This is a genomic window from Streptomyces mangrovisoli (genome assembly GCF_000974985.2).
GTDB lineage: Bacteria > Actinomycetota > Actinomycetes > Streptomycetales > Streptomycetaceae > Streptomyces > Streptomyces mangrovisoli.
Genome location: NZ_LAVA02000014.1, coordinates 1 through 21386 on the forward strand (window position 1 = coordinate 1; position 21386 = coordinate 21386).

General features: G+C 74.8%; 18 protein-coding genes. 8 read left to right on the forward strand and 10 right to left on the reverse strand.

What is annotated here, in order from left to right:
- Positions 1-1089: serine/threonine-protein kinase (locus WN71_RS06415; RefSeq protein WP_143074799.1), on the reverse strand; the 1089-nt coding region annotated here is incomplete at its 3' end.
- A gap of 180 nt (positions 1090-1269) precedes the next feature.
- On the reverse strand, positions 1270-2448 hold the full coding sequence (locus WN71_RS06420) for an acyl-CoA dehydrogenase family protein (RefSeq protein WP_046585426.1): 1179 nt from the start codon (positions 2446-2448) through the stop codon (positions 1270-1272).
- Positions 2449-2612: 164 nt separating this feature from the next.
- Here WN71_RS06420 and WN71_RS06425 point away from each other — a divergent pair, with 164 nt between their 5' ends.
- On the forward strand, positions 2613-3188 hold the full coding sequence (locus WN71_RS06425) for a histidine phosphatase family protein (RefSeq protein WP_046585428.1): 576 nt from the start codon (positions 2613-2615) through the stop codon (positions 3186-3188).
- Positions 3189-3263: 75 nt separating this feature from the next.
- On the opposite strand, the gene WN71_RS06430 is transcribed toward WN71_RS06425, so the two are convergent.
- Positions 3264-3635, reverse strand: coding sequence for a four-helix bundle copper-binding protein (locus tag WN71_RS06430; RefSeq protein ID WP_046585431.1), 372 nt, complete (start codon positions 3633-3635; stop codon positions 3264-3266).
- Between the two features lie 148 nt (positions 3636-3783).
- Between WN71_RS06430 and WN71_RS06435 the strand changes: the two genes are divergently transcribed.
- Positions 3784-4137: a DUF6479 family protein gene (locus WN71_RS06435; protein WP_240529574.1), complete on the forward strand. Its 354-nt coding sequence runs from the start codon at positions 3784-3786 to the stop codon at positions 4135-4137.
- A 95-nt stretch (positions 4138-4232) separates the two neighbouring features.
- Here the strand turns inward: WN71_RS06435 and ppdK are convergent, their stop codons facing one another.
- Together ppdK and WN71_RS06445 are read right to left on the reverse strand one after the other, a co-directional pair.
- Positions 4233-7085: a pyruvate, phosphate dikinase gene (gene ppdK, locus WN71_RS06440; RefSeq protein WP_046585435.1), complete on the reverse strand. Its 2853-nt coding sequence runs from the start codon at positions 7083-7085 to the stop codon at positions 4233-4235.
- A 15-nt stretch (positions 7086-7100) separates the two neighbouring features.
- Positions 7101-8075: a universal stress protein gene (locus WN71_RS06445; protein WP_046585437.1), complete on the reverse strand. Its 975-nt coding sequence runs from the start codon at positions 8073-8075 to the stop codon at positions 7101-7103.
- Between the two features lie 214 nt (positions 8076-8289).
- Between WN71_RS06445 and WN71_RS06450 the strand changes: the two genes are divergently transcribed.
- The 4 genes from WN71_RS06450 (at position 8290) to WN71_RS06465 (ending at position 11368) form a co-directional block, all read left to right on the forward strand.
- Entirely contained in the window at positions 8290-9111 is an 822-nt protein-coding gene (locus WN71_RS06450) for a universal stress protein (RefSeq protein WP_046585439.1), read from the forward strand.
- A gap of 660 nt (positions 9112-9771) precedes the next feature.
- Positions 9772-10257, forward strand: a complete 486-nt coding sequence (locus WN71_RS06455) for a cyclic nucleotide-binding domain-containing protein (protein ID WP_046585442.1) — start codon at positions 9772-9774, stop codon at positions 10255-10257.
- Positions 10257-10880 carry a CBS domain-containing protein gene (locus tag WN71_RS06460; protein WP_046585444.1) on the forward strand — a complete coding sequence of 208 codons (624 nt, stop codon included), beginning with the start codon at positions 10257-10259 and terminating at the stop codon, positions 10878-10880. Before WN71_RS06455 ends, WN71_RS06460 begins: the two co-directional genes overlap by 1 nt.
- 83 nt (positions 10881-10963) lie before the next feature.
- Positions 10964-11368, forward strand: a complete 405-nt coding sequence (locus tag WN71_RS06465) for a hypothetical protein (protein WP_046585446.1) — start codon at positions 10964-10966, stop codon at positions 11366-11368.
- 55 nt (positions 11369-11423) lie between these two features.
- Here WN71_RS06465 and WN71_RS06470 read toward each other — a convergent pair whose 3' ends face one another.
- On the reverse strand, positions 11424-13814 hold the full coding sequence (locus WN71_RS06470) for a phosphoketolase family protein (RefSeq protein ID WP_046585447.1): 2391 nt from the start codon (positions 13812-13814) through the stop codon (positions 11424-11426).
- A 59-nt stretch (positions 13815-13873) separates the two neighbouring features.
- On the opposite strand from WN71_RS06470, the gene ppk2 reads away from it, so the two are divergent.
- Positions 13874-14680 carry a polyphosphate kinase 2 gene (gene ppk2 / locus WN71_RS06475; protein ID WP_046585450.1) on the forward strand — a complete coding sequence of 269 codons (807 nt, stop codon included), beginning with the start codon at positions 13874-13876 and terminating at the stop codon, positions 14678-14680.
- 178 nt (positions 14681-14858) lie between these two features.
- On the opposite strand, the gene WN71_RS06480 is transcribed toward ppk2, so the two are convergent.
- The 3 genes from WN71_RS06480 to WN71_RS06490 form a co-directional block, all read right to left on the reverse strand.
- On the reverse strand, positions 14859-15758 hold the full coding sequence (locus WN71_RS06480; RefSeq protein WP_240529575.1) for a universal stress protein: 900 nt from the start codon (positions 15756-15758) through the stop codon (positions 14859-14861).
- Entirely contained in the window at positions 15755-16777 is a 1023-nt protein-coding gene (locus WN71_RS06485) for a zinc-dependent alcohol dehydrogenase (RefSeq protein ID WP_046585454.1), read from the reverse strand. The genes WN71_RS06480 and WN71_RS06485 overlap by 4 nt, the downstream gene beginning before the upstream one ends.
- A gap of 133 nt (positions 16778-16910) precedes the next feature.
- Positions 16911-17816: a universal stress protein gene (locus WN71_RS06490; RefSeq protein WP_046585456.1), complete on the reverse strand. Its 906-nt coding sequence runs from the start codon at positions 17814-17816 to the stop codon at positions 16911-16913.
- Positions 17817-18224: 408 nt separating this feature from the next.
- Between WN71_RS06490 and WN71_RS06495 the strand changes: the two genes are divergently transcribed.
- Entirely contained in the window at positions 18225-20132 is a 1908-nt protein-coding gene (locus tag WN71_RS06495) for a SulP family inorganic anion transporter (RefSeq protein WP_079177685.1), read from the forward strand.
- A gap of 75 nt (positions 20133-20207) precedes the next feature.
- On the opposite strand, the gene WN71_RS06500 is transcribed toward WN71_RS06495, so the two are convergent.
- Positions 20208-21251 (reverse strand): amino acid kinase family protein, encoded by a 1044-nt coding sequence (locus WN71_RS06500; RefSeq protein ID WP_046585458.1) that lies wholly within the window; start codon positions 21249-21251, stop codon positions 20208-20210.
- Between the last annotated feature and the right edge of the window lie 135 nt (positions 21252-21386).

Sequence of the window (21386 nt, forward strand, 5' to 3'; positions counted from 1 at the left end):
GTCGCATTCCCGTCCGCCACACGACGCCCGGGCGGTCGCGCCGGCCGGGCGCGGGGTCCAGTCGCCGGTGAGCCCGGCACCCGGGTCGGGCGGGACGGCCGCCATGCCCGCGGCGGCGCCGGCCTTGTGCCCGGTGGTCATGCCGCGGGTCCAGGACGGCAGCCGCGCCTCGCCGTCGCCCCGGGCGGGCGGCCGCAGTTCGGGGCGGGGCGTCACCACGGTCGGCACATACAGCGGCGTGGTGCGGGCGGCGCCGATGCGGCGCCCCAACTCGGCCGCGTCATAGGGCCGTTCGTCGGGGTCCTTGGCGAGCAGATCGAGGATCAGCCGCTCCAGGTGGTCGGGGAGGTCGGCGCGGCGGCTGCGCGGCGGGGTGGGCGGGGTGTCGCGGTGGCCGACGAGGATGGCCCAGGCGTCGTCGAGGTCGAACGGCGGGGCGCCGGTGGCGATCTCGTAGAGCACGCAGCCCAGCGAGTACAGGTCGCTGCGCTGGTCGACCTCGGTGCCGCCGATCTGTTCCGGCGACATGTAGTGCGGGGTGCCCATCGCGACGCCGGTGCCGGTCAGCCGGGAGGTGAAGCCGATGTCGTGACCGAGGCGGGCGATGCCGAAGTCGCAGATCTTCACCGTGCCGTCGGCCAGCCGCATGATGTTCGCGGGCTTCAGGTCGCGGTGCACGATGCCCTGTTGATGGGTGTAGGCGAGGGCGGCGGCGACCTGGTCGGCGATGTCGACGATGTCCGCGACGGGCAGCGGGTGGCGCCGGTTGTCGTCGAGGAGCTGGCTGAGGTTGCGTCCGTCGAGCAGTTCCATCACCAGGTAGAGGACGCCGTCGGACTCGCCGAAGTCGTGCACGACGGTCACCCCGCGGTGCTGGAGCGCGGCCGCGACCCGGGCCTCGCGCCGGAACCGCTCGCGCAGCACGCGGGTGAACGACGGGTCGTGGTGCGGGCCGAGCGGCTTGAGGCACTTCACGGCGACATGGCGGCCGAGCGACTCGTCCACCGCGCGCCACACCTCGCCCATGCCGCCCCGCCCGATCAGGTCGAGCAGCCGGTACCGGCCCTGGATCAGCCTGGTCTCCGCCATGTCCCGCCGTCGCCCCCCGCTGCCGTGCGCCCCGCACCCTCCGCTGGCTCGTCCAGTATGGCGGCCGATCGCCCCGGTTTGTACGCCACCGCGACCGAGCCGGGACGGAACCGGGACGGTCGGCGACGGCGCGCTCCCGGGCCGGGCGTCGTGTGGCGGACGGGAATGCGACGACGGGGCCTAGCGCCGTACCCGGGGCATCCCCAGGCCGATCCACGAGATGATCTCGCGCTGGATCTCGTTGTTGCCGCCGCCGAAGGTGAAGATGACGGCGGAGCGGTAGCCGCGTTCGAGTTCGCCGTGCAGGACCGCGCCCGCCGAGCCGTCCTTGAGCGGGGCGGCCGCGCCGACGACCTCCATGAGCCAGGCGTAGGCGTCGCGGCGGGCCTCGGAGCCGTAGACCTTGACGGCGGAGGCGTCCTGCGGGGTGAGGGTGCCGTCCTCGACGGCGTGCACCATCTGCCAGTTGAGGAGTTTGAGGGCGTCCAGCCGGGTGTGCGTGCGGGCCAGGGTGCGGCGCACCCAGGGCAGGTCGACGACCCGGCGGCCGTCGGCGAGCTTGGTCTCCATGGCCCAGCGCTGGACGTCGTGCAGCGCGCGGATCGCCATCGTGCCGTGCGCGGCGAGCGTGACCCGCTCGTGGTTGAGCTGGTTGGTGATCAGCCGCCAGCCCTGGTTCTCGGCGCCGACCCGCCGGGAGACGGGGACGCGGATGTCCTCGTAGTAGCTCGCGGTCGTGTCGTGCGAGGCGAGGGTGGTGATGAGGGTGCAGGAGTAGCCGGGGTCGGTGGTCGGCACCAGCAGCATGGTGATGCCCTTGTGGGGCGGCGCCTCGGGGTCGGTGCGCACGGCGAGCCAGACCCAGTCGGCGGTGTCGCCGTTGGTGGTCCAGATCTTCTGCCCGTTGACGACGTACTCGTCGCCGTCGCGCACGGCCCGCGTCCTGAGGGAGGCGAGGTCGGTGCCCGCGCCCGGTTCGCTGTAGCCGATGGCGAAGTCGAGCTCGCCGGAGAGGATCTTCGGCAGGAAGTACGTCTTCTGCTCCTCGGTGCCGAACCGCATGATCGTCGGGCCGACGGTGTTCAGCGCCATCAGCGGCAGCGGGACCCCCGCCTGGGCGGCCTCGTCGAAGAAGATGAACTGCTCCATCGCGGTCAGGCCGCGTCCGCCGTACTCCTTCGGCCAGCCGACGCCCAGCCAGCCGTCGGCGCCGAGCCGTCGGATCGTCTCGCGGTAGAACCGCTTCTGGGCGGCCGGTTCGGTGTACCGGCCGGCCGCTCCGGGTGGCACCAGCCGGGCGAAGTACGCGCGCAGTTCGGTGCGCAGCCGCTGCTGCTCGGGCGTGTGGTCGAGGTGCACGGCGCCTCCAGGCTCACCAGGGCGGGTCCTGACGGCGCACACCGTAGAACGTGTTTCAGAAATAGGGAATGCCGGTGTACGACGATCCCCCCCCCGGCCCGGGCAGCCCGCGCCGATCACCCGCCGCCTGCGGTGCCGATCGCCCACCGCCTACAGTGACGCCCATGACCAGCCGACTGACCCTCGTCTCGCCCGCGATCAGCGCGGCCCTGCGGGAGGCCCGTTTCGACGACGGCTGCCCGCTGGACGCCTCGGGGCTGCGCGCGGCGCGGGCGGCGGCGGGCGCGGTGCCGGCGGCGGAACGGGTCCTGGCCTCGCCCAGCGCGCGCTGCCGGGAGACCGCGGCGGCGCTCGGACTGGACGCCGCCGAGACGCCGGAACTGGCCGGACTGGACGTGGGCCGCTGGCGCGGGGCCACCCTCGCGGAGGTGGGCGAACGGGAGCCGGAGGCGCTGGCCGCCTGGCTCGCCGACCCGGCGTCGGCACCGCACGGCGGGGAGTCGGTCAGGGCCTTGCGGGACCGGGTGGCGGTGTGGCTGGACACGGCCTCGGGCGACACGGGCCGCACGGTCGCCGTGGTCGAGCCCGAGATCGTCCGGGCGGCACTGCTCAGCGCGCTCGACGCGCCCGACACGGCGTTCTGGCGGACCGACGTACGCCCGCTCACGGCCGTGGAACTCAGCGGACGCTCGGGCCGCTGGAACCTGCGACTGGGCAGCCCCCTGGCCGGACCGGCCTGACGCGGGCGCTGGGGTCCGCCCCGCACCTCAGAATCCCCGCACCTCAGACGCCCCGCACCTCAGACGCCCCGGACCTCAGGCCAAGGACTCGAGGAAGTCCGCGCACGCCCGCGCGCACGCCCGTGAGACCGCTGCCGCGTCCGCGGCGTCCCGGCGGGTGTCGCACGCCCGCGCCGTCTCCAGGCAGACCGTGCGGCACCACTCGACCTGCACCCGCAGCGCCTTCTCGTCGAGCCGGTTCTGCTCGCAGAGCATCCGGCAGGTCGCGTCACAGACCTCCGCGCACATGATGGCGTTGCGCCGCACGATCTCCTCGCGCTCGCCACCGTCGGGGTCCAGGAGGCTCGCACGCAGCGCGCACGCGCGTGCGCATTCCGTGCACGCCTGGGCACAGGTGAAGCGGTCCTCCAGGAAACGGAAGAGTTCCTGCTCGGATGTCGTAGTCACACAGCGCGGGTAGCCGGGTCCGGGCCCCGCAAACACCGGGCCGGGGGCCGGGCGCGGCACCCCCGGCGCGCGCGGACGGCCCCGGGGGCGCGCGCAACCCACCCCGCACAAGCCGGTTCGCGCCCCGCTTTGGGGGTATTCACCCGATATGAGTACCGCATCGATGCAGCTGGCCGCCGCGAGCGGTCTGCTGAGCATGGGTCTTTTCCTGGTCGCGGTGGTGCTGATCGCGCTGCTGGCGGCCGGTGCCTGGATGACCTCGCGCGAACGCGACACCCAGGTCCGGCCGACTCCGGAGGAGCAGCCGAAGCCTCCGCCCGGCGGCCCGGTCCGCGAGCTGCGCGAGAGCAGGGAACCCGACGAGGTGCCGCACGACGGCGGCTCGCTGACCCCGTACCAGTTGACCAACATGCAGACGAAACCCGGCACGTCGACGGACCGTCCCCGCTGGAGCAAGGGATCGAGCGGCTCGTTCGGCGGCGGCGGCCTCGGCGCGCACTGAGTTCTCCGTAGTACTCCACCCCGTTCTCCGTACTCCACCCCACAGGGCGCCTGCGCCGCTGAAGGCCGCGGGCGCCCTTTGACGTCGGTCGCCGGCTACTTGCTGCTGTCGGCCGCCGCGGGTCCCTCCAGGGCCGCGCGGCCCGCCTCCAGCCGGGCCGCCGGGATGCGGAACGGCGAGCAGGAGACGTAGTCGAGTCCCGCGCGGTGGAAGAAGTGGATCGACGCGGGGTCGCCGCCGTGCTCGCCGCAGACGCCGGTCTCCAGGTCCGGCGCGACGGCGTGCGCGGCCTGCACCGCCAGTTCCACCAGACGGCCCACGCCCTCCTCGTCGATCGACTCGAACGGCGACACCGGGAAGATGCCCCGCTCCAGGTAGAGCGGGAAGAAGGACGCCTCGGCGTCGTCGCGGGACAGGCCCCAGGTGGTCTGGGTGAGGTCGTTGGTGCCGAAGGAGAAGAAGTCGGCGGCCTCCGCGATCCGGCCCGCGGTGAGCGCGGCGCGCGGCAGTTCGATCATCGTCCCGATGGGGAGGTCGAGGGCGGTGGCCCCGGCGGCGGAGGACCGCTCTGCGTCCACGCCGGTTTCCGCAGCGGAGGGCCGCTCGCCGTCCGCACCGGTCCCGGCACCGGAGGGCCGACCTCCGTCCCCGCCGGTCCCGGCTGCGGAGGGCCGCTCGCCGTCCACGCCGGTCTCCGCCGCGACCTCCGCGAGGACGCGTTCCGCCTCCGCTCGGGCCTGGCGCAGCTCCTCGACCGTCCCGACCAGCGGGATCATGATCTCGGCCCGCGGGTCTCCGCCCGCCCCGCGCCGCTCGACCACGGCCTCCGCGATCGCGCGGACCTGCATCGCCATCAACCCGGGCACCGCGAGGCCGAGCCGCACCCCGCGCAGGCCCAGCATCGGGTTCTGCTCGTGCATCCGCTCGACGGCCGCGAGGAGTTCACGGTCGCGCGGGTCCGGGTGCTCGGCGCACGCGACGCGCACGGCGAGGTCCATGCGGTCGGGCAGGAACTCGTGCAGCGGCGGGTCGATCAGCCGGATGGTGACGGGCAGCCCGTCCATGGCGCGCAGAATGCCGGTGAAGTCGGCGCGTTGCAGCGGCAGCAGCGCGGCGAGGGCCGCCTCGCGCGCCCCGTCGTCCCGGGCCAGGATCATCGCCTCGACCAGGGCCCGGCGTTCGCCGAGGAACATGTGCTCCGTACGGCACAGGCCGATGCCCTGGGCGCCGAGGGCGCGGGCGCGTACGGCGTCCTCGGGGGTGTCGGCGTTGGCCCGCACCTCCAGCCGGCGCACGGAGTCGGCGTGGGCGAGCGCGCCGAGTACGGCGCCGGTGAGCTCACCGCCGGCGGTCCCGGCGGGAACGTCCTGCCCGGTCCCCGTCTCCAGCGCCGCCGCCACGTCGGAGGCGGTCAGCGGGAGCGCGCCCAGGTGGACGGTGCCCGCGGTGCCGTCGACGGAGAGGATGTCGCCCTCGCGGACCACGACGTCCGCGCCGACGGTGAACCGCCGCTCCTGCGGCTCCACGGTGAGCGCCTCCGCGCCGCACACGCAGACCTTGCCCATGCCCCGCGCGACGACCGCCGCATGGCTGGTCTTGCCGCCGCGACTGGTCAGCACGGCCTGGGCGGCGATCATGCCGGGCAGGTCGTCGGGGGTGGTCTCGCGCCGTACGAGCACGACGGCCTCTCCGTCCGCGGCCCGCCGTACGGCCGTCGCGGAGTCGAAGACGACGGCGCCGACCGCCGCTCCGGGCGAGGCCGGCACGCCGTGGGCGAGCGGCACGTCGTCGGAGGCGGTGTCGAAACGGGGGAACATCAGGCGGGTGAGCTCGGCGCCGCCGACCCGGCGCAGCGCCTCGTCGGCGTCGATCGTGCCCGCGTCGCGCAGATCGTGGGCGATGCGGAAGGCGGCCTCGGCGGTGCGCTTGCCGACCCGGGTCTGGAGGATCCACAGCCTGCCGCGCTCGACGGTGAACTCGACGTCGCACAGGTCCCGGTAGTGGTTCTCCAGGGTGCGCAGGTGGTCGCCGAGTTCGACGTAGGCGCGCGGGTCGAGGGTCTTCAGTTCGCTCAGCGGCAGCGCGTCGCGCACACCGGCGACGACGTCCTCGCCCTGCGCGTCGGGCAGGTAGTCGCCGTAGCGACCGGGTGCGCCGGTGGCCGGGTCACGGGTGAAGGCGACGCCGGTGCCGGAGTCGTCACCGAGGTTGCCGTACACCATGACCTGCACGTTGACGGCCGTGCCGAGGTCCTCGGGGATGTGTTCGCGGTGCCGGTAGACGCGGGCCCGGCCGGTGTTCCAGGAGTCGAAGACCGCGCGGACGGCGCGGGCCAGCTGCTCGGCCGGGTCCTGCGGGAAGTCCGCGCCGGTCTCGCGGCGGATGATCCGCTTGAACTCCTCGGTGAGCGCCATGAGTTCGTCGGCGTCGAAGTCGTGCTCGTCGGCCACGGCGCGGGCGGTCCGGTGCGCGGCGATGGCCTCCTCGAAGAGGTCGCCGTCCACGCCCATCACCGTGTGGCCGAACATCTGGACGAGGCGCCGGTAGGAGTCCCAGGCGAACCGCTCCTGCCCGGACGCCTTCGCGAGCCCTTGCACCGACTGGTCGTTGAGGCCGATGTCGAGGATCGTCTCCATCATGCCGGGCATCGAGAACCGGGCGCCGGAGCGCACCGACACCAGCAGCGGGTCGTCCGGCGCACCGAGGCCGCGCCCCATGGCGCGCTCCAGACCGGCGAGCGCCCGGGCCGCCTCGACGCCGAGTTCGGGGGGTTCCTGCCCGGTCTCCAGATAGGCCCGGCAGGCCTCGGTGGTGACCGTGAAGCCGGGCGGCACGGGCAGACCCAGCCGGGTCATCTCGGCGAGGCCCGCGCCCTTGCCGCCGAGCAGGTCGGCCATCTCCCTGCCGCCCTCGGCGAATTCGTAGACGTACTTGATCGGTGCGCTCATCACGTCCTCGACCTCTCATGCGTGGGGCACGACCGCCACGGGGCAGCCGGCGTGGTGGATGACGGCGTGGGCGACGCGCCCGGTGCGCGGGCCGGCCGGCCGGCCGGTGTCACGGCGGCCGACGACGAGCAGGCTCGCGTCGGAGGCGGCGCGGACGAGGGCCTGGCGGGGGTGGTCCTCGGCGATGGTCTCGACGACCTCGACGCCGGGGTACTTGTCCCGCCACGCGTGGAGGACGGCGGCGAGGAAGCAGCGCCATTCCTCGGCGCGCCACTCGTCGGTCCGCCGCGTCTGGGCCTGCCATGCCTCGGCCTGCCATGCCTCGGCCCGCCGCGTCTCGGTCCGCCGCGTCTCGTCGACCGGTCCGATCCCGCCGGGTCCGAGCAGCGGCGGCGCGACGGGCCGCCGGGCGTGCACGGCGCGCAGCCGTGCCCCGCGGGTCCGGGCCGCCTCGAAGGCGTACCCGATGACCTCGTCGCAGGGGTCCGCGAGGTCGACGCCGAGGACGACGTCACGGTAGGCGGTCCGGGTCGAGGCGGAGCCGTCGGCCGCGAGGCGGTGCTCGTCGGCGCTCTCCTCGCCCGCGCGCACCAGCACCACCGGGCACGGGGCGTGCGCCACGACACCCAGCGCGACGGAGCCGACGAGGAACCCGGTGAACCCGCTCAGTCCGCGCGAGCCGAGGACGAGCGTGTCGCAGCCTCCGGCGGCGCGCAGCAGGGCCGCCGTCGCGGGCCCCTCGACCTGTTCGTCGTGGACGACGACATCCGGGCACCCTTCGAGGATGCGCTCCTCGGCGGTGCGCAGCACGCGGAGGGCGAGGTGGCGCTGCGCGGCGGTGGCCGTCTCGGCCTGCTCGCGCGGGTGCCGGTTCCAGGCGTGCAGCAGGCTGAGCGGGCGCTCGCGGCGGACCGCCTCGCGGGCGGCCCACGCGGCGGCGGCGAGGCTCTCTTCCGATCCGTCGACCGCGGCGATGACGGGCGCAAGCATGACGGGCACCTCCAGAGCTCGGTCTCCGCGCCCGCGGCCGGTACCGGGCGGGTCGGCGTTCGGGCTTCTCCACCCACCAGCGTCGTCGCGGGCCGCGGCGCCGGACAGGGGCCGCCAGGACTTCGGCGAGGTCCGTTCGGCCCCCTGCGCGGGGCCCGACGACTCGGTCAGGGTGGACCTTCGACGAGAGCGTCGGGCCGGGAGGCGGCGGAGCATGGAACGAATGGTCATCGCGAGGGTCGACGGCTCGGCACTCGGCCGTACGGCAGCCCACTGGGCGGCCCGCGAGGCGCTGAGGCGGCGGCTGCCGCTGCGGGTGGCGCAGGTGGCGCCTCGGGGGACGCACGTGGCGCCGCGCGCCGCTGCCACGGAGTGCGGGACCGACGGGGCGCACACGGCCGACTGTCTGGTGGCCGAACTCGCCGCCCGGCACCCCCTGTTGACGGTTCGGAGCATCCGCCTCACCGGCACGGCCGCGCCCGGTCTGTCCGCGCTGACCGCCCTGACCGCGCGGGCGGAGCTGCTGGTGCTGGGCCTGGACGGCGACGCCGGGGCCCGTACCCGAGCCGAGGTCGCGGCGGCGTCCGTGTGCCCGGTGGTGCTGGTGCCCCCGCCGCCGGCCGGGTCGGACCGCTGGACGGGCCGGGTGGTCGTCGCCGTCGACGCCCGCCGCCCGTCGGCCGAGGCGCTCGCCTTCGCGTTCGCCGCGGCGCGCCGGCACCGGGCCCGCCTGCACGCCGTGCACGCGTGGACGCTGCCCGCGCACTGTGCCGAGCGCCCGCTGCCGGTCCTGGAGGCGGACCGCGCCACCTGGGAGGACCAGGAGGTGCAGCTCCTGTCCGACGCGCTGCGCCCGTGGCGCGAGCGGTACCCGGACGTCGAGGTCCTCGCCGATGTACGGCTGCTCGGGCGCGCCGAGGCCCTCGGGCGCTCGGCGGAGGGGGCACGGCTGGTGGTCGTCGGCCGCTCCCAGGTCGCCCCGGCCCCACGCAGCGTCCCGGCGGACGTGCCGTGCCCGCTGGCCGTGGTGCCGTAGGACGGGCGAGTGCGACGGCTTCGGGCGCGGGACGCCTCGGGGTGGGCGGACACGGCGGCTTCGACCGCCCGGCGCCTTGGGGCGCGGTGCGGTGACTCCAGGCGCGGGCGCCTCGGGGCGAACGCGGGCCGAACGCGGCGCGGTGGGTCGGCGCGTGGCGCGGTGACACACGTGCGTGCGCGGTGACCTCGAGCGTGCGCGGTGACCGCGAGCGTGCGACGTGCACGCGGGCATGGCGGGGTGACTTCAGGCACGGGGCACCACGACGCCCGTCACGCCGACGCGTGGCGCCGTGGCTTCGGGCGCCGAGCGCCCTGAGGGCGGGGACGGCACGTGACGTCGGGTGTCACGCCGTGCCGTCGGCGTGATGCGTCGGCGCCTGACGTCATGCGCCGGCGCGGGGCACGCGGCGCCGACGCGGGCGCCTCTTGCGTGCGGGTCCGGTCGGCCGTCGCACCGCGTACGCGGAACCCGTCGGCCCGCCGGTCCGCCGGCCCTGCGCACCGCACATCCGATCCGTTCGGCCGGGGTCGGAGGGCCGGTCGGCCCTGCCCGTACGGCCGTCCGGGGGCGAGGCTGGAAGTGGAGCGGACGCCCCCGTGGGCCGGTCGGAACGACCGCCGCGGTCCACCGGGCCGGCACCGGACGGAGAGCTGAGCGATGCATCCCTCGATCACCCTGCGCATGACGCACGCGCTCGCCCCCGAGCACCGCGAACGGCTGCGGCGCGTGGCCCGCGAGGCCACGTTCCGGCAGGACGCGCGGATCTTCGAGGAGGGCACGCACGCCGACCGCTTCTGGGTGGTCCGGGACGGCACGGTCGCCCTCGACCTGAGCGTCCCGGGCCGGTCCCCGGCCGACGTCGAGGCGCTGGGCACCGGCGATCTGGTCGGGTGGTCCTGGCTGTTCGAGCCGTTCGTCCGGCAGTTGGGCGCGCGGGCTGTGACCGCGGTGCGGGCCGACGAGTACGACGCCGTCGCGGTGCGCCTGATGTGCGAGGACGACCCCGCCTTCGGCCGCGCCGTCGGCCACTGGGTCGGCCGGGTGCTGGCCCACCGGCTGAGCGCGGCCCGGCTGCGCCTGGCCGGCCCACGCGCGGGTGCCGCGACGCTCCGTACACCGCGACCCGACCCGGGAGGCCCGTGATGCCTGAATCCCCGTACACCGTCAGCGATGTGATGACGCACACCGTCGTCGCCGTCGGCAGCGAGGCGCACTTCAAGGAGATCGTCGAGCTGCTCGACCAGTGGAAGGTCAGCGCCCTGCCGGTGCTGGCCGGAGAGGGCCGGGTCGTCGGGGTGGTCTCCGAGGCCGACCTGCTGCCCAAGGAGGAGTTCCGGGACACCGAGGAGGGCGACCTGATGGCGCGGGCGAAGGCGAGCGCGCTCACCGCGGCCGAGCTCATGACCGCGCCCGCGGTGACCGTGCACGCGGACGCCCCGCTCGCCGAGGCCGCCCGGATCATGGCCCACCGGCACGTGAAGCGGCTGCCCGTGGTCGACGGGGTCGGCCTGCTCCAGGGCGTCGTCAGCCGCGGGGACCTGCTGAAGGTCTTCCTGCGCGGGGACGCGGAGATCGCCGACGAGATCCGGCACTCCGTGCTGAGCCGGCTCCCGGTCCCCCTGTCCCGGCTGACCGTGGCCGTGTCCGACGGCGTGGTCACGCTCGGCGGCTCGCTGCCCGACCGCGCCCTGGTGCTGGTGGTGGCCCGCGCCGTACGGGCGGTCGAGGGCGTCGTGGACATCCGCCTCGACCTGACGCACCGCTGAGCCGACGGGCCCCCGGCCGGCGCCGCACCCCGCGTGCGCCGGTCGGGGGCGCAACTGCCCTGCCGGGGCCGTACAGTTGCGCCATGATCAACGACACGCCCCCGGCGATCGGCGACACGCCCCCGGCCGACGCGGCACCGTACGTGATCCTCGTGGAGGAGGTCATCCCCTTCGGCGCGGACGATCATCACTGGCAGTTGATGGACGCGGTCCCCGTCGACGGCGACCGCGCCGCCGCCGAGGACCGGGCCCGCACGCTGGCCCTGGAGCACGTGCCGATGGACGTGCACGTCCGGCACGGGGCCACACCGGCCCGCAACGTCTACCGCACCCCCGACGGATCGTGGCTGCTGGAGGTCACCGTCCCCACCGCCCTCGCCCCGGCCCTGGCCCGCATCACGGTCGCGGAGCACGTCCACGCACAGGAGTACGTCCCTCCGCCCGAGCCGTCCTCGACCCGCAAGGGCCGCCTCTTCCGCCGCGGTTGAGGGGCCGGGTGGGCGCGTCGGCAGACGCGGGGGCGGCCGGCCCCGTCGGGGGCCGCTACGCGCCCGTCCCCCACGCCCATTCCTCGACCTCGGGCAGATCCGTGCCGTACGCGCGGATCCACGCCTGGTGCCGGGTCCGCGCGTCCTCCATCGTCTGCCGTACGGGCGCGGCCTTCACGGCGAGTCCGGGGACGCGGTCGATGACGTCCATGACCAGCCGGTAGCGGTCGAGGTCGTTGCGGACGACCATGTCGAACGGCGTCGTGGTGGTGCCGGACTCCTTGTAGCCGCGCACGTGCAGGTTGCGGTGGCCCGCGCGGCGGTAGGCCAGCCGGTGGATCAGCCACGGGTAGCCGTGGTAGGCGAAGATGACCGGCCTGTCGGGGGTGAACAGCCCGTCGAACTCGAAGTCGGTCATGCCGTGCGGGTGTTCGTCGCGCGGCATCAGCCGGGTCATGTCGACGACGTTGACCACGCGCACCGCGAGCTGCGGCAGATGGCGGCGCAACAGCTGGGCGGCGGCGAGGACTTCCTGGGTGGGCACGTCGCCGGCGCAGGCGAGGACGACGTCGGGCTCGCGGGTGCCGTCCTCGGTGCCGGCCCACTCCCAGATCCCGGCGCCGCGGGCGCAGTGCACGCGGGCCTGGTCCATGGAGAGCCAGTCGAAGCAGGGCTGTTTGCCGGCCACGACCACGTTCACGTAGTCCCTGCTGCGCAGCACGTGATCGGCCACGGAGAGCAGGGTGTTGGCGTCCGGCGGCAGGTAGACCCGGACGACCTCGGGGCTCTTGTTGAGGACGTGGTCGACGAAACCGGGGTCCTGGTGCGAGAAGCCGTTGTGGTCCTGGCGCCACACGTGGGACGTCAGCAGGTAGTTGAGGGAGGCGATGGGGGCCCGCCAGGGCAACTCGCGCGAGGTGCGCAGCCACTTGATGTGCTGGTTGACCATCGAGTCGACGATGTGCACGAACGCCTCGTAGCAGGAGAACAGCCCGTGCCGGCCGGTCAGCAGGTAGCCCTCCAGCCAGCCCTGGCAGCAGTGTTCGGAGAGGATCTCCATCACCCGGCCGTGCCGGTCGAGGTGTTCGTCGACCGGCAGGGTCTTCGCCTGCCATGCCTTGCCGGTGGCGCCGTAGACCGCCTGGAGGCGGTTGGAGGCGGTCTCGTCGGGGCCGACGATCCGGAAGTCGCGGCGGCGCGTGGTGTCCTTCATGACCTGTTCGAGCAGGTCGCCGAGGACGCGGGTGGGCTCGTGCCGGGTGGCGCCGGGCTTGTCGACGGGCACGGCGAAGCGGTCGAGGGAGGGGATCGGCAGGTCGCGCACGAGCAGGCCGCCGTTGGCGTGCGGGGTGGCGCCGAGCCGGCGGGTGCCGGCGGGCACGCAGGCGAGGACGTCGGCGGCCGGACGGCCGTCGTCGCCGAACAGCTCCTCGGGCCGGTAGGAGCGCAGCCACGCCTCCAGCTGGCGCAGGTGGTCGGGGTTGTCGCGGACCCCGGCGAGCGGGACCTGGTGGGCCCGCCAGGTGCCCTCGACGGGGTCGCCGTCGACCTCGGCCGGGCCGGTCCAGCCCTTGGGGGTGCGCAGCACGATCACCGGCCAGTGCACGCGCTCGGCGACCCCGTCCTCGCGGGCGGTGCGCTGCATGACGGCGATGCGGTCCAGGGCCCGGTCCAGGGCGGCGGCCATGGCGCGGTGCACGGCGGCGGGGTCGTCGCCGGTGACGTGGATCGGCTCGTGGCCGTAGCCGCGCAGCAGGGCGTCGAGTTCGGGCTCGGGCAGCCGGGACAGGACGGTGGGGTTGGCGATCTTGTAGCCGTTGAGGTGCAGGATGGGCAGGACGGCGCCGTCGTGCACCGGGTCGAGGAACTTGTTGGAGTGCCAGGACGCGGCCAGCGGCCCGGTCTCGGCCTCGCCGTCGCCGATCACGCAGGCGACGAGCAGAGAGGGGTTGTCGAGGGCGGCGCCGTAGGCGTGGGCGAGGGAGTAGCCGAGTTCGCCGCCCTCGTGGATGGAGCCGGGCGTCTCGGGGGCCACATGGCTGGGGATGCCGCCCGGGAAGGAGAACTGCCGGAACAGCTTCGCCATGCCGGGCTCGTCGCGGGTGACGTCGGGCCAGGTCTCGGTGTAGGTGCCCTCCAGCCAGGAGTTGGCCACGATCGACGGGCCGCCGTGGCCGGGCCCCCAGACGCACAGGGCGTCCAGGCCGCGCTTGCCGATCACCCGGTTGAGGTGGGTGTACACGAGGTTGAGGCCGGGCGAGGTCCCCCAGTGGCCGAGCAGCCTCGGCTTGATGTGCTCGGGGCGCAGCGGCTCGCGCAGCAGCGGGTTGGCGAGCAGGTAGATCTGTCCCGCGGCAAGGTAGTTGGCCGCCCGCCAGTGGGCGTCCAGCGCGCGCAGTTCGTCGTCGGTCAGTACGGTGGCGTCCTGGTGTTCGACCTTGGACATGGGTGACTCCGTAGGTCCGCGTCGGGCGTCGGTGTGGATCATCGGATGTGGGAGGCGGCATGGCCGGCAAGAACGCGGCGACTCTGCCGCGCAAGACGTACGAGCAGGAACTTCTGCGTCTTCAGGCGGAGTTGGTGAAGCTTCAGGAGTGGGTGCGGGTGACCGGCGCCCGGCTCGTGGTCATCTTCGAAGGGCGGGACGCGGCGGGCAAGGGCGGCACCATCAAGCGGGTGGCGGAGCATCTCAACCCGCGGGTGGCGCGGATCGCGGCGCTGCCGAAGCCGACCGAGCGCGAGCGCACGCAGTGGTACTTCCAGCGGTACGTGGAGCATCTCCCGGCCGCCGGCGAGATCGTGCTGTTCGACCGCAGTTGGTACAACCGGGCGGGTGTGGAGCATGTGATGGGCTTCTGCTCCCAGGAGGAGCACCGGCTCTTCCTGCGCCAGTGCCCCGTCTTCGAGCGGATGCTGGTGGAGGACGGGATCCTGCTGCGCAAGTACTGGTTCTCGGTGAGCGACACCGAGCAGCAGGACCGCTTCCGGCGCCGGCTGGACGATCCGCTGCGGCGCTGGAAGCTGTCCCCGATGGATCTGGAGTCCATCACCCACTGGGAGGCGTACTCGCGGGCGAAGGACGACATGATGGTCCACACCGACATCTCGGAGGCGCCCTGGTACGTGGTGGAGAGCGACGACAAGCGGCGGGCGCGGCTGAACATGATCGCCCACCTGCTGGGCTCGGTGCCCTTCCACGAGGTGCCTCCCCCCGTCCTCGAACTGCCGCGCCGGCCGGCGTCCACCGGCTACGAGCGCCCGCCGCGCGATCTCCAGACCTACGTCCCGGACCACGCGGCGACCCTGTCGTAGGCGCGCCGCCCGGGCCGGGTGCCGGTCACCGCGCCGCGGGTGGACGGTGCCGGTCACCCGCCGGTGGGTGGGCGCCGGTGCCGGTCACCGGCGGATGGACGAGCGCCCGGTACCGGTCACCCGCGGATGGGCGGGCGCCCGGTGCCGGTCGCCGCCGTTCGCGGCGCCGGTGACCAGTTCACACCCGTTGCGGTACGACGGCGACCGGGCACGCCGCGTGATGGAGCAGGGCGTGGGCGACCCGGCCGAGCTGGAGCCCGAACGGCGCGTCGCGCCGCCTGGCCCCGACGACCAGCAGATCGGCCTCCCGGGAGAGGGCGACGAGCTCCTGCCGCGGAGGGCCCTCGACCGTGCGCCGGTGCACGACGAGGTCCGCGGGCGCTCCCGCGAGGGCCGCGTCGAGTTCCTCGGCGGCCCGCTTCTCGTGCAGCCGGGCGGGTTCGCCGGCGAGCAGCGGGTGGTCGGTGGTCTCGTGCGCCGGGCACCGCCACACCCGTACGGCCTCCAGGGGGACCCCGCGGCGCCGGGCCTCGTCGTAGGCGAAGCGGACGGCCGGGGTCTCCGCGGAGTCCTCCCCCACGGCGACCACGATCCGGCCGTGCTGCCCGGCGTCCACCGGGTGACGGCCGCCGCGCACCACGATCACCGGGCACCGGGCGTGCGCCGCGACGGTCAGGCTGACGGAACCGAGCAGCAGTTCCGCGACCCCGCCGCGGCCGCGGCTGCCGACGACGACGGCGGCCGCGGTGTTCCCCTCGTGCACGAGGGCGTACTCCGGCTCCTCCGGCAGGACGCCGACGCCGACCTTCAGGCCGGGCCGGCGCAGCCGCGCCCGGCGGGCCGCGGCGTCGACGACGTCCTCGGCGCGAACCGCCTCGGCCCTCGCGTCCTCGTCCTCCGTGTCGCCGTCGGCGTGCTCCGCGGGGAGCGAACCCTCGTAGCGTTCCCACAGGTCGGCGTGGACGACCCGGAGCGGGACCCCCCACCGGGCCGCCGCGTCGGCGGCCCAGTCGGTGGCGCGCAGCGCGGCCTCGGAGCCGTCCACGCCCACCACCAGCGGCAGTTCCACCCGGCTCACCGCCCCGCTGCCATGTCGAAGACGATGCGGGCCGGGACCTCGCCGCGCAGCACGGCGTCGATGGACTCGTTGACGGCGTCCAGCGGACGGGTCTCGTAGATGACTCGAGTGCGGCCCGCCGCGTGCAGCTGGAAGACCTCGGCGAGGTCCTGCCGGGTGCCCACGATGGAACCGATCACCGACGTGCCGTTGAGGACGGTGTCGAAGATCGGCAGCGAGACGGTGCCGTGCGCCGGCAGCGCCACCATGACCAGCTTGCCGCCGCGCCTGAGGCCGGCGTACGCGGCCGCGAAGGAGACGTCGTTGGCGGCCAGCGCGACCGCCGCGTGCGCTCCGCCGTGCGCCTTGAGGACCTCGCCGACGTCCTCCTTGCGGGCGTCGATGACGATGTCCGCGCCGAGTTCACGGGCGAGTTCCAGCTTCTCGTCGGTGACGTCGACGGCGGCGACGGTCGCTCCGGCGATCTTGGCGTACTGGAGGGCGAGGTGCCCGAGCCCGCCGATCCCGGAGACCGCGACGAGTTGCGCGGGCCGCACCTCGGCGACCTTGAGCGCCTTGTACGTGGTGACGCCCGCGCAGGTCAGCGGGGCGGCGTCGAAGGCGCTCACCCCGTCCGGCACCGGCTGGGCGAAGTCGGCCCGGGCCAGCATCTTCTCGGCGTGGCCGCCGTCGCAGCCGTAGCCCGTGTTGACCTGCTGCTCGCAGAGCGTCTCCCAGCCGGAGCGGCAGTGCTCGCAGCGCCCGCAGGCGTAGCCGAGCCAGGGCACGGCGACCCGTTGGCCGATCTCGAGGTGGGTGACGTCGTCACCGAGCGCCTCGACGATGCCGACGCCCTCGTGACCGGGGACGAACGGCGGGCTGGGCTTCACGGGCCAGTCGCCGTGGGCCGCGTGGATGTCGGTGTGGCACAGGCCGGACGCCTCGACGCGGACCCGGACCTGGCCGGGGCCGGGCTCGGGGTCGGGGCGCTCCTCGATCACCAGCGGTTCGCCGAACGCCCGTACGACTGCTGCCTTCATGGTTGCAACTCCTCGGGTGGTACGACTTGCTCGGGCTGCGGATTGCTCGTTCTGCGGGTTGCTCGGGCTGTCGATCGCCTGGGCGGCGGATCGCTCGGGCCGCGGAAGGTGACCCGAGCGGGTCCGGCCGGGCTCAGTGATGCGCGACGACGGCGACGGGCGCGGCCGCGTGGTGCAGCACGGCGTGGGTGACGTGCCCGACATGGGCGCCGAACGCCGCGCGCCGCACCCGTCGGCCGACGACCACCAGGGACGCCTCGCGGGAGGCGTCGATCAGCCGCCGCGCCGCGCCGCCCTGACCGGAGTCCACGGCGACCTCGACGTCCGGGTACTTCTCCCGCCAGCCGCGCAGCGCCGCGCCGAGTGCCGCGTCCCGCTGCCGGGCCAGGGACTGGTCGAAGTCCGGGTCGACGGCGATGCCGTAGGCGTAGTAGGGCGGCAGGTCCCAGCCGTGCACCACGCGCACCGAGGTGTCGCGCCGGGCGGCCTCCTCGAAGGCGAACGCGGCCACCGTGTCGTCCGGGCCGCGCAGGTCGACACCGAGGACGACGGGCCGGAACGGGGTGGCGGCGGACGGGACGCCCGCGGGGTCGCCCTCGTGCTCGTCGGCGGCCTGCTCCCCCGCCCGTACGACCACCACCGGGGTCTCGGCGTGGGCGATCACGGACAGGCCGACGGACCCGACGACGAACCCGGTGACGCCGCTCAGCCCGCGCGAGCCGAGGACGAGCAGTTCGGCCTCCTCCGCCGCCTTGGTCAGGGCGTCCGCGGGCGAGCCGTGGCGCTGCTCCGCGATCACCTCCAGGCCGGGGTGGCGCAGCGCGACCCCCTCGGCGGTCTCGCGGGGGATCCGCTCGCTCCAGTGCTGCAGGGTCTCGGCGCCCAGCATGGGCGCCTGGGCCAGCGGGTCCGGCGCGGGCTCCCAGACGTGCACGATCTTCAGGGCGGTGCCGCGCAGCTTCGCCTCGCGGGCCGCCCACTCCGTCGCGGCCCGGCTCTCGGGCGAGCCGTCGAGCCCTGCGACCACCGTGCGCACCATCGTTCTGCCTCCTGATCGTCCGGGCCGGTGATCCGGCGGCGGCACCGCTCCGGTGCCCCGCCGGAACCGGAGGGGATCTGTTCTCAGTGTCGGTCGGTGAAGCACTTCCAGCCTGGTGAGGCCGGAGTGCGCGCGGCAGGGGCCGCATGTCCCCGGGCGGGGCCGTTCGGCCCTAGGGCGGCCTCGGCGGGGCGGGCTCCGGACGGGCTTTCGGGCGGGCTTTCGGGCGGCCGTGGGCACGCGGCGTGAACTGGGGCTGAACGGCCCCTTCCGTGACCCGTGCGCCCCGTTCCACCCTGACAGTTCGGGGTCCGATGTCCACCCGGTGGAAGTTCCGGCAGGCCGGTGGTCCACCGGCCCGACGGTCCGACGGCCCCCTCTGTTCAGCGGTGCGGCGGAAGGAATCCCATGTCCCAGGGCCAGGGCGCGACCGAACCGGACACGTCCCGAGGGCGGCTCGGATGCGGCCCCGCCCGGCTGCCGCCCCCGGCCGACGCGGCCGGCACACGCACCCCCACCCCCACCCCCACCCGCACCCGCACCCGCACCCGCACCCGGTGGCTGCCCGGCCTCGCCCCGCTCGCGCACTACCGGCGCTCGTGGATCGGCGGCGACCTGCTGGCCGGCTGCACGGTGGCCGCGTATCTGGTGCCGCAGGTCATGGCGTACGCGGGGGTGGCCGGGCTGCCGCCGGTCAGCGGGCTCTGGGCGATCCTGCCCGCGCTCGGCGTGTACGCCCTGCTGGGCTCCTCGCGGCTGCTGTCGGTCGGCCCCGAGTCGACAACGGCGCTGATGACGGCGGCCGTCGTGGCCCCGCTGGCCGGTTCGGACCCGGACCGCTACGCCGCCCTGGCCGCGGCCCTCGCCGTGACGGTCGGTCTGCTGTGCCTGGCGTCGCGCGCGCTGCGGCTCGGCTTCGTGGCCGATCTCTTCTCCCGGCCCGTGCTGACCGGCTATCTGGCGGGCGTGGCCCTGATCATGATCGTGGACCAGCTCCCCAAACTGACGGGCGTACCGGTGACCGGCACCGCCTTCTTCCCCCAACTCCGTTCGTTCCTGAGGCATTCGGGCTCCGTGCACGGGCCGACCCTGGTCTTCTCCGCACTGCTCCTGGGCCTCCTGTTCGCGGTGGCGCGCTGGACGCGCAGGCTGCCCGGACCGTTGCTCGCGGTGGTCCTGAGCACGGCCGCGGTGGTCGTCCTCGGCCTCGACGACCGCTACGGCGTCAAGGTGATCGGCGAGATCCCCGCCGGGCTGCCGTCCTTCGCCCTGCCCGACCTCGCCCAACTGCCACAGCTGGTACCGGCCGCGCTGGGCGTGCTGCTCGTCGGCTACACGGACGTCGTGCTCACGGCCCGCGCCTTCACCCGGGACCGGCCGGACCGGACCGGCACCACGCACCGGACGGCCGGGACGGAGAAACCCGGCCCGTCCGACGGGAGGGACGACCCCGGTCGGCCCGACGAGCCGGCCCTCGACGCCGATCAGGAACTGCTGGCCCTCGGCGCGGCGAACCTGGGCGCCGGTCTGCTGCACGGCTTCCCGGTCAGCAGCAGCGCCAGCCGCACCGCGCTGGCCTCCTCGGCGGGCGCCCGCAGCCAGGTGTACTCGCTGGTGGCGGGCGCGCTCGTGCTGGCCGTGCTGCTGTTCCTCGGTCCGCTGCTCGCCCGCACGCCCTCGGCCGTGCTCGGCGCGCTGGTCGTGTATGCCGCCGTCCGCATGATCGACCTGGCCGGCTTCCGCCGCCTCGCTTCCTTCCGCCGCCGTGAACTGCTGCTCGCCCTCGGCTGCCTGGCCGGGGTGCTGGCCCTGGACATCCTCTACGGCGTCCTCGTCGCCGTCGCCCTGTCGCTGGCCGAGCTGCTCAGCCGGGTGGCCCGCCCGCACGACGCCGTGGAGGGGCTGGTGCCCGGCCTCGCGGGGATGCACGACATCGACGACTACCCGAACGCCCGCACCGTGCCCGGACTGCTGGTCTACCGCTACGACTCCCCGCTGTTCTTCGCCAACGCCGAGGACTTCCACCGCCGTGCGCTGGCCGCCGTCGACGAACAGACCGAACCGGTCCGCTGGTTCGTCCTCAACACGGAGGCCAACGTGGAGGTGGACATCACCGCGCTCGACGCGGTCGACCAGTTGCGCCGCGAACTGGCCCGCAGGGGCGTGGTGTTCGCGCTCGCCCGGGTGAAGAAGGAACTGCTGGAGCAGTTGGAGGCGTACGGCCTCGCCGAGGCGGTCGGCCGGGACCTCGTCTTCCCCACGCTGCCGACGGCGGTGACCGCGTACCGGTCGTGGTGCGGGTGCGGGCAGGGCTGATCGGCCCGCGCGAGGCGACTCGGGGCCGCCCTGACGGGCCGGGGTGTCCTCGCGGCTCCGCGGGCCGAACCGCCGTCACACGACCGGCAGTCCGGGGTGGACGAGCGTGCCGGACCGGCCGTGCACGATCGCGTCGGCCGCGTCGAGCGCGCCGATGGCCGCCAGTGCGCCGGTGCGTTCGACGAACCGGGCGGCCGCCTCCGCCTTCGGGCCCATGGAGCCCTCCGGGAGGTGGGCGCGGCGCAGTTGGGCCGGGGTGGCGTCGAGGACGGGCCGCCGCTCCGGGGTGCCGTAGCCGGCGTAGACGTTGGGTACGTCCGTGAGGATCAGCAGGAAGTCGGCGACGATGTCCTCGGCCAGCCGTGCCGCGGCGAGATCCTTGTCCACGACGGCTTCGACGGGTCGCGTCAGTCCCGTCGGGCCGGCCGCGACGGGCACTCCGCCGCCCCCGCCGCAGAGCACGAGCGTGCCGAGCCCGAGCAGTGCCCGGACGGTCGCGGCCTCCTCGATCCACTGGGGCTCCGGGGCGGCGACCATCCGCCGCCAGCCGCCGCGCAGGGCGGGTCGGTCGGCGCCACCGGGTCCGTCGACGCCCTCGGGTCCGTCGGCGCCCGCGCGGGCCATCCGCCAGCCGTGCCGTGCGGCGAGCGTCAGCGCGGTCCGGCGCGGCAGGACCGGCCCCACGGGCGTGCCGGGCCGCTCGAACGCGGGGTCGTCGGCCCGTACCCGGGTGTGGGTGACCAGCGCGGCCACCTCGCGGTCCGGCAGCGCGTCACGGAAGGCGCCGGCCAGCAGGGAGCCGATCATGCCCTGCGAGCGCGCCGCGAGCAGGTCCAGGGGGAGGCGGCCGAGTGCCGGGTCGCCCACGACCCCGGCACCTCCGTCGGCTGCCGCGCCGCCCTCGCCCGCCTGCCAAGGCACCGCGGCGGCCTCGCCCACCTGCCAAGACACCGCGGCGGCCTCCGGCCCGTCGCCGTACGTGATCACGAGCTGGTGGTCGTGGGCGAGCGGGGCCAAGGAGGTGGCCACGCGGACGGCGTTGGCGCGCAGGGCGGCGGCCTCCGGGCGCTCTCCCCGGCGCAGCAGAGCGTTGCCGCCGAGGGCGATGACGATACGCATGGCTCGGCCCTTCGTGAGCGGATCCCGGCCCCGGGTTTGGACGGCCGTACGGCCATCCAAACGAGGACCGCCGTCGCGGACAGGACCCCGGAAGGCCCCGACGACGTGCCGCAAGACCCCCGCGAGGGGCCGGAC

Excerpts from the sequence above, each read along its gene's own strand:
- WN71_RS06425 (WP_046585428.1), top strand. The coding sequence starts at position 2,613 with ATGACCAGCCGACTGACCCTCGTCTCGCCCGCGATCAGCGCGGCCCTG.
- WN71_RS06435 (WP_240529574.1), top strand. The coding sequence starts at position 3,784 with ATGAGTACCGCATCGATGCAGCTGGCCGCCGCGAGCGGTCTGCTGAGC.
- ppdK (WP_046585435.1), bottom strand. The coding sequence starts at position 7,085 with ATGAGCGCACCGATCAAGTACGTCTACGAATTCGCCGAGGGCGGCAGG.
- WN71_RS06445 (WP_046585437.1), bottom strand. The coding sequence starts at position 8,075 with ATGCTTGCGCCCGTCATCGCCGCGGTCGACGGATCGGAAGAGAGCCTC.
- WN71_RS06450 (WP_046585439.1), top strand. The coding sequence starts at position 8,290 with ATGGAACGAATGGTCATCGCGAGGGTCGACGGCTCGGCACTCGGCCGT.
- WN71_RS06455 (WP_046585442.1), top strand. The coding sequence starts at position 9,772 with ATGCATCCCTCGATCACCCTGCGCATGACGCACGCGCTCGCCCCCGAG.
- WN71_RS06460 (WP_046585444.1), top strand. The coding sequence starts at position 10,257 with ATGCCTGAATCCCCGTACACCGTCAGCGATGTGATGACGCACACCGTC.
- WN71_RS06465 (WP_046585446.1), top strand. The coding sequence starts at position 10,964 with ATGATCAACGACACGCCCCCGGCGATCGGCGACACGCCCCCGGCCGAC.
- WN71_RS06470 (WP_046585447.1), bottom strand. The coding sequence starts at position 13,814 with ATGTCCAAGGTCGAACACCAGGACGCCACCGTACTGACCGACGACGAA.
- ppk2 (WP_046585450.1), top strand. The coding sequence starts at position 13,874 with ATGGCCGGCAAGAACGCGGCGACTCTGCCGCGCAAGACGTACGAGCAG.
- WN71_RS06485 (WP_046585454.1), bottom strand. The coding sequence starts at position 16,777 with ATGAAGGCAGCAGTCGTACGGGCGTTCGGCGAACCGCTGGTGATCGAG.
- WN71_RS06490 (WP_046585456.1), bottom strand. The coding sequence starts at position 17,816 with ATGGTGCGCACGGTGGTCGCAGGGCTCGACGGCTCGCCCGAGAGCCGG.
- WN71_RS06495 (WP_079177685.1), top strand. The coding sequence starts at position 18,225 with ATGTCCCAGGGCCAGGGCGCGACCGAACCGGACACGTCCCGAGGGCGG.
- WN71_RS06500 (WP_046585458.1), bottom strand. The coding sequence starts at position 21,251 with ATGCGTATCGTCATCGCCCTCGGCGGCAACGCTCTGCTGCGCCGGGGA.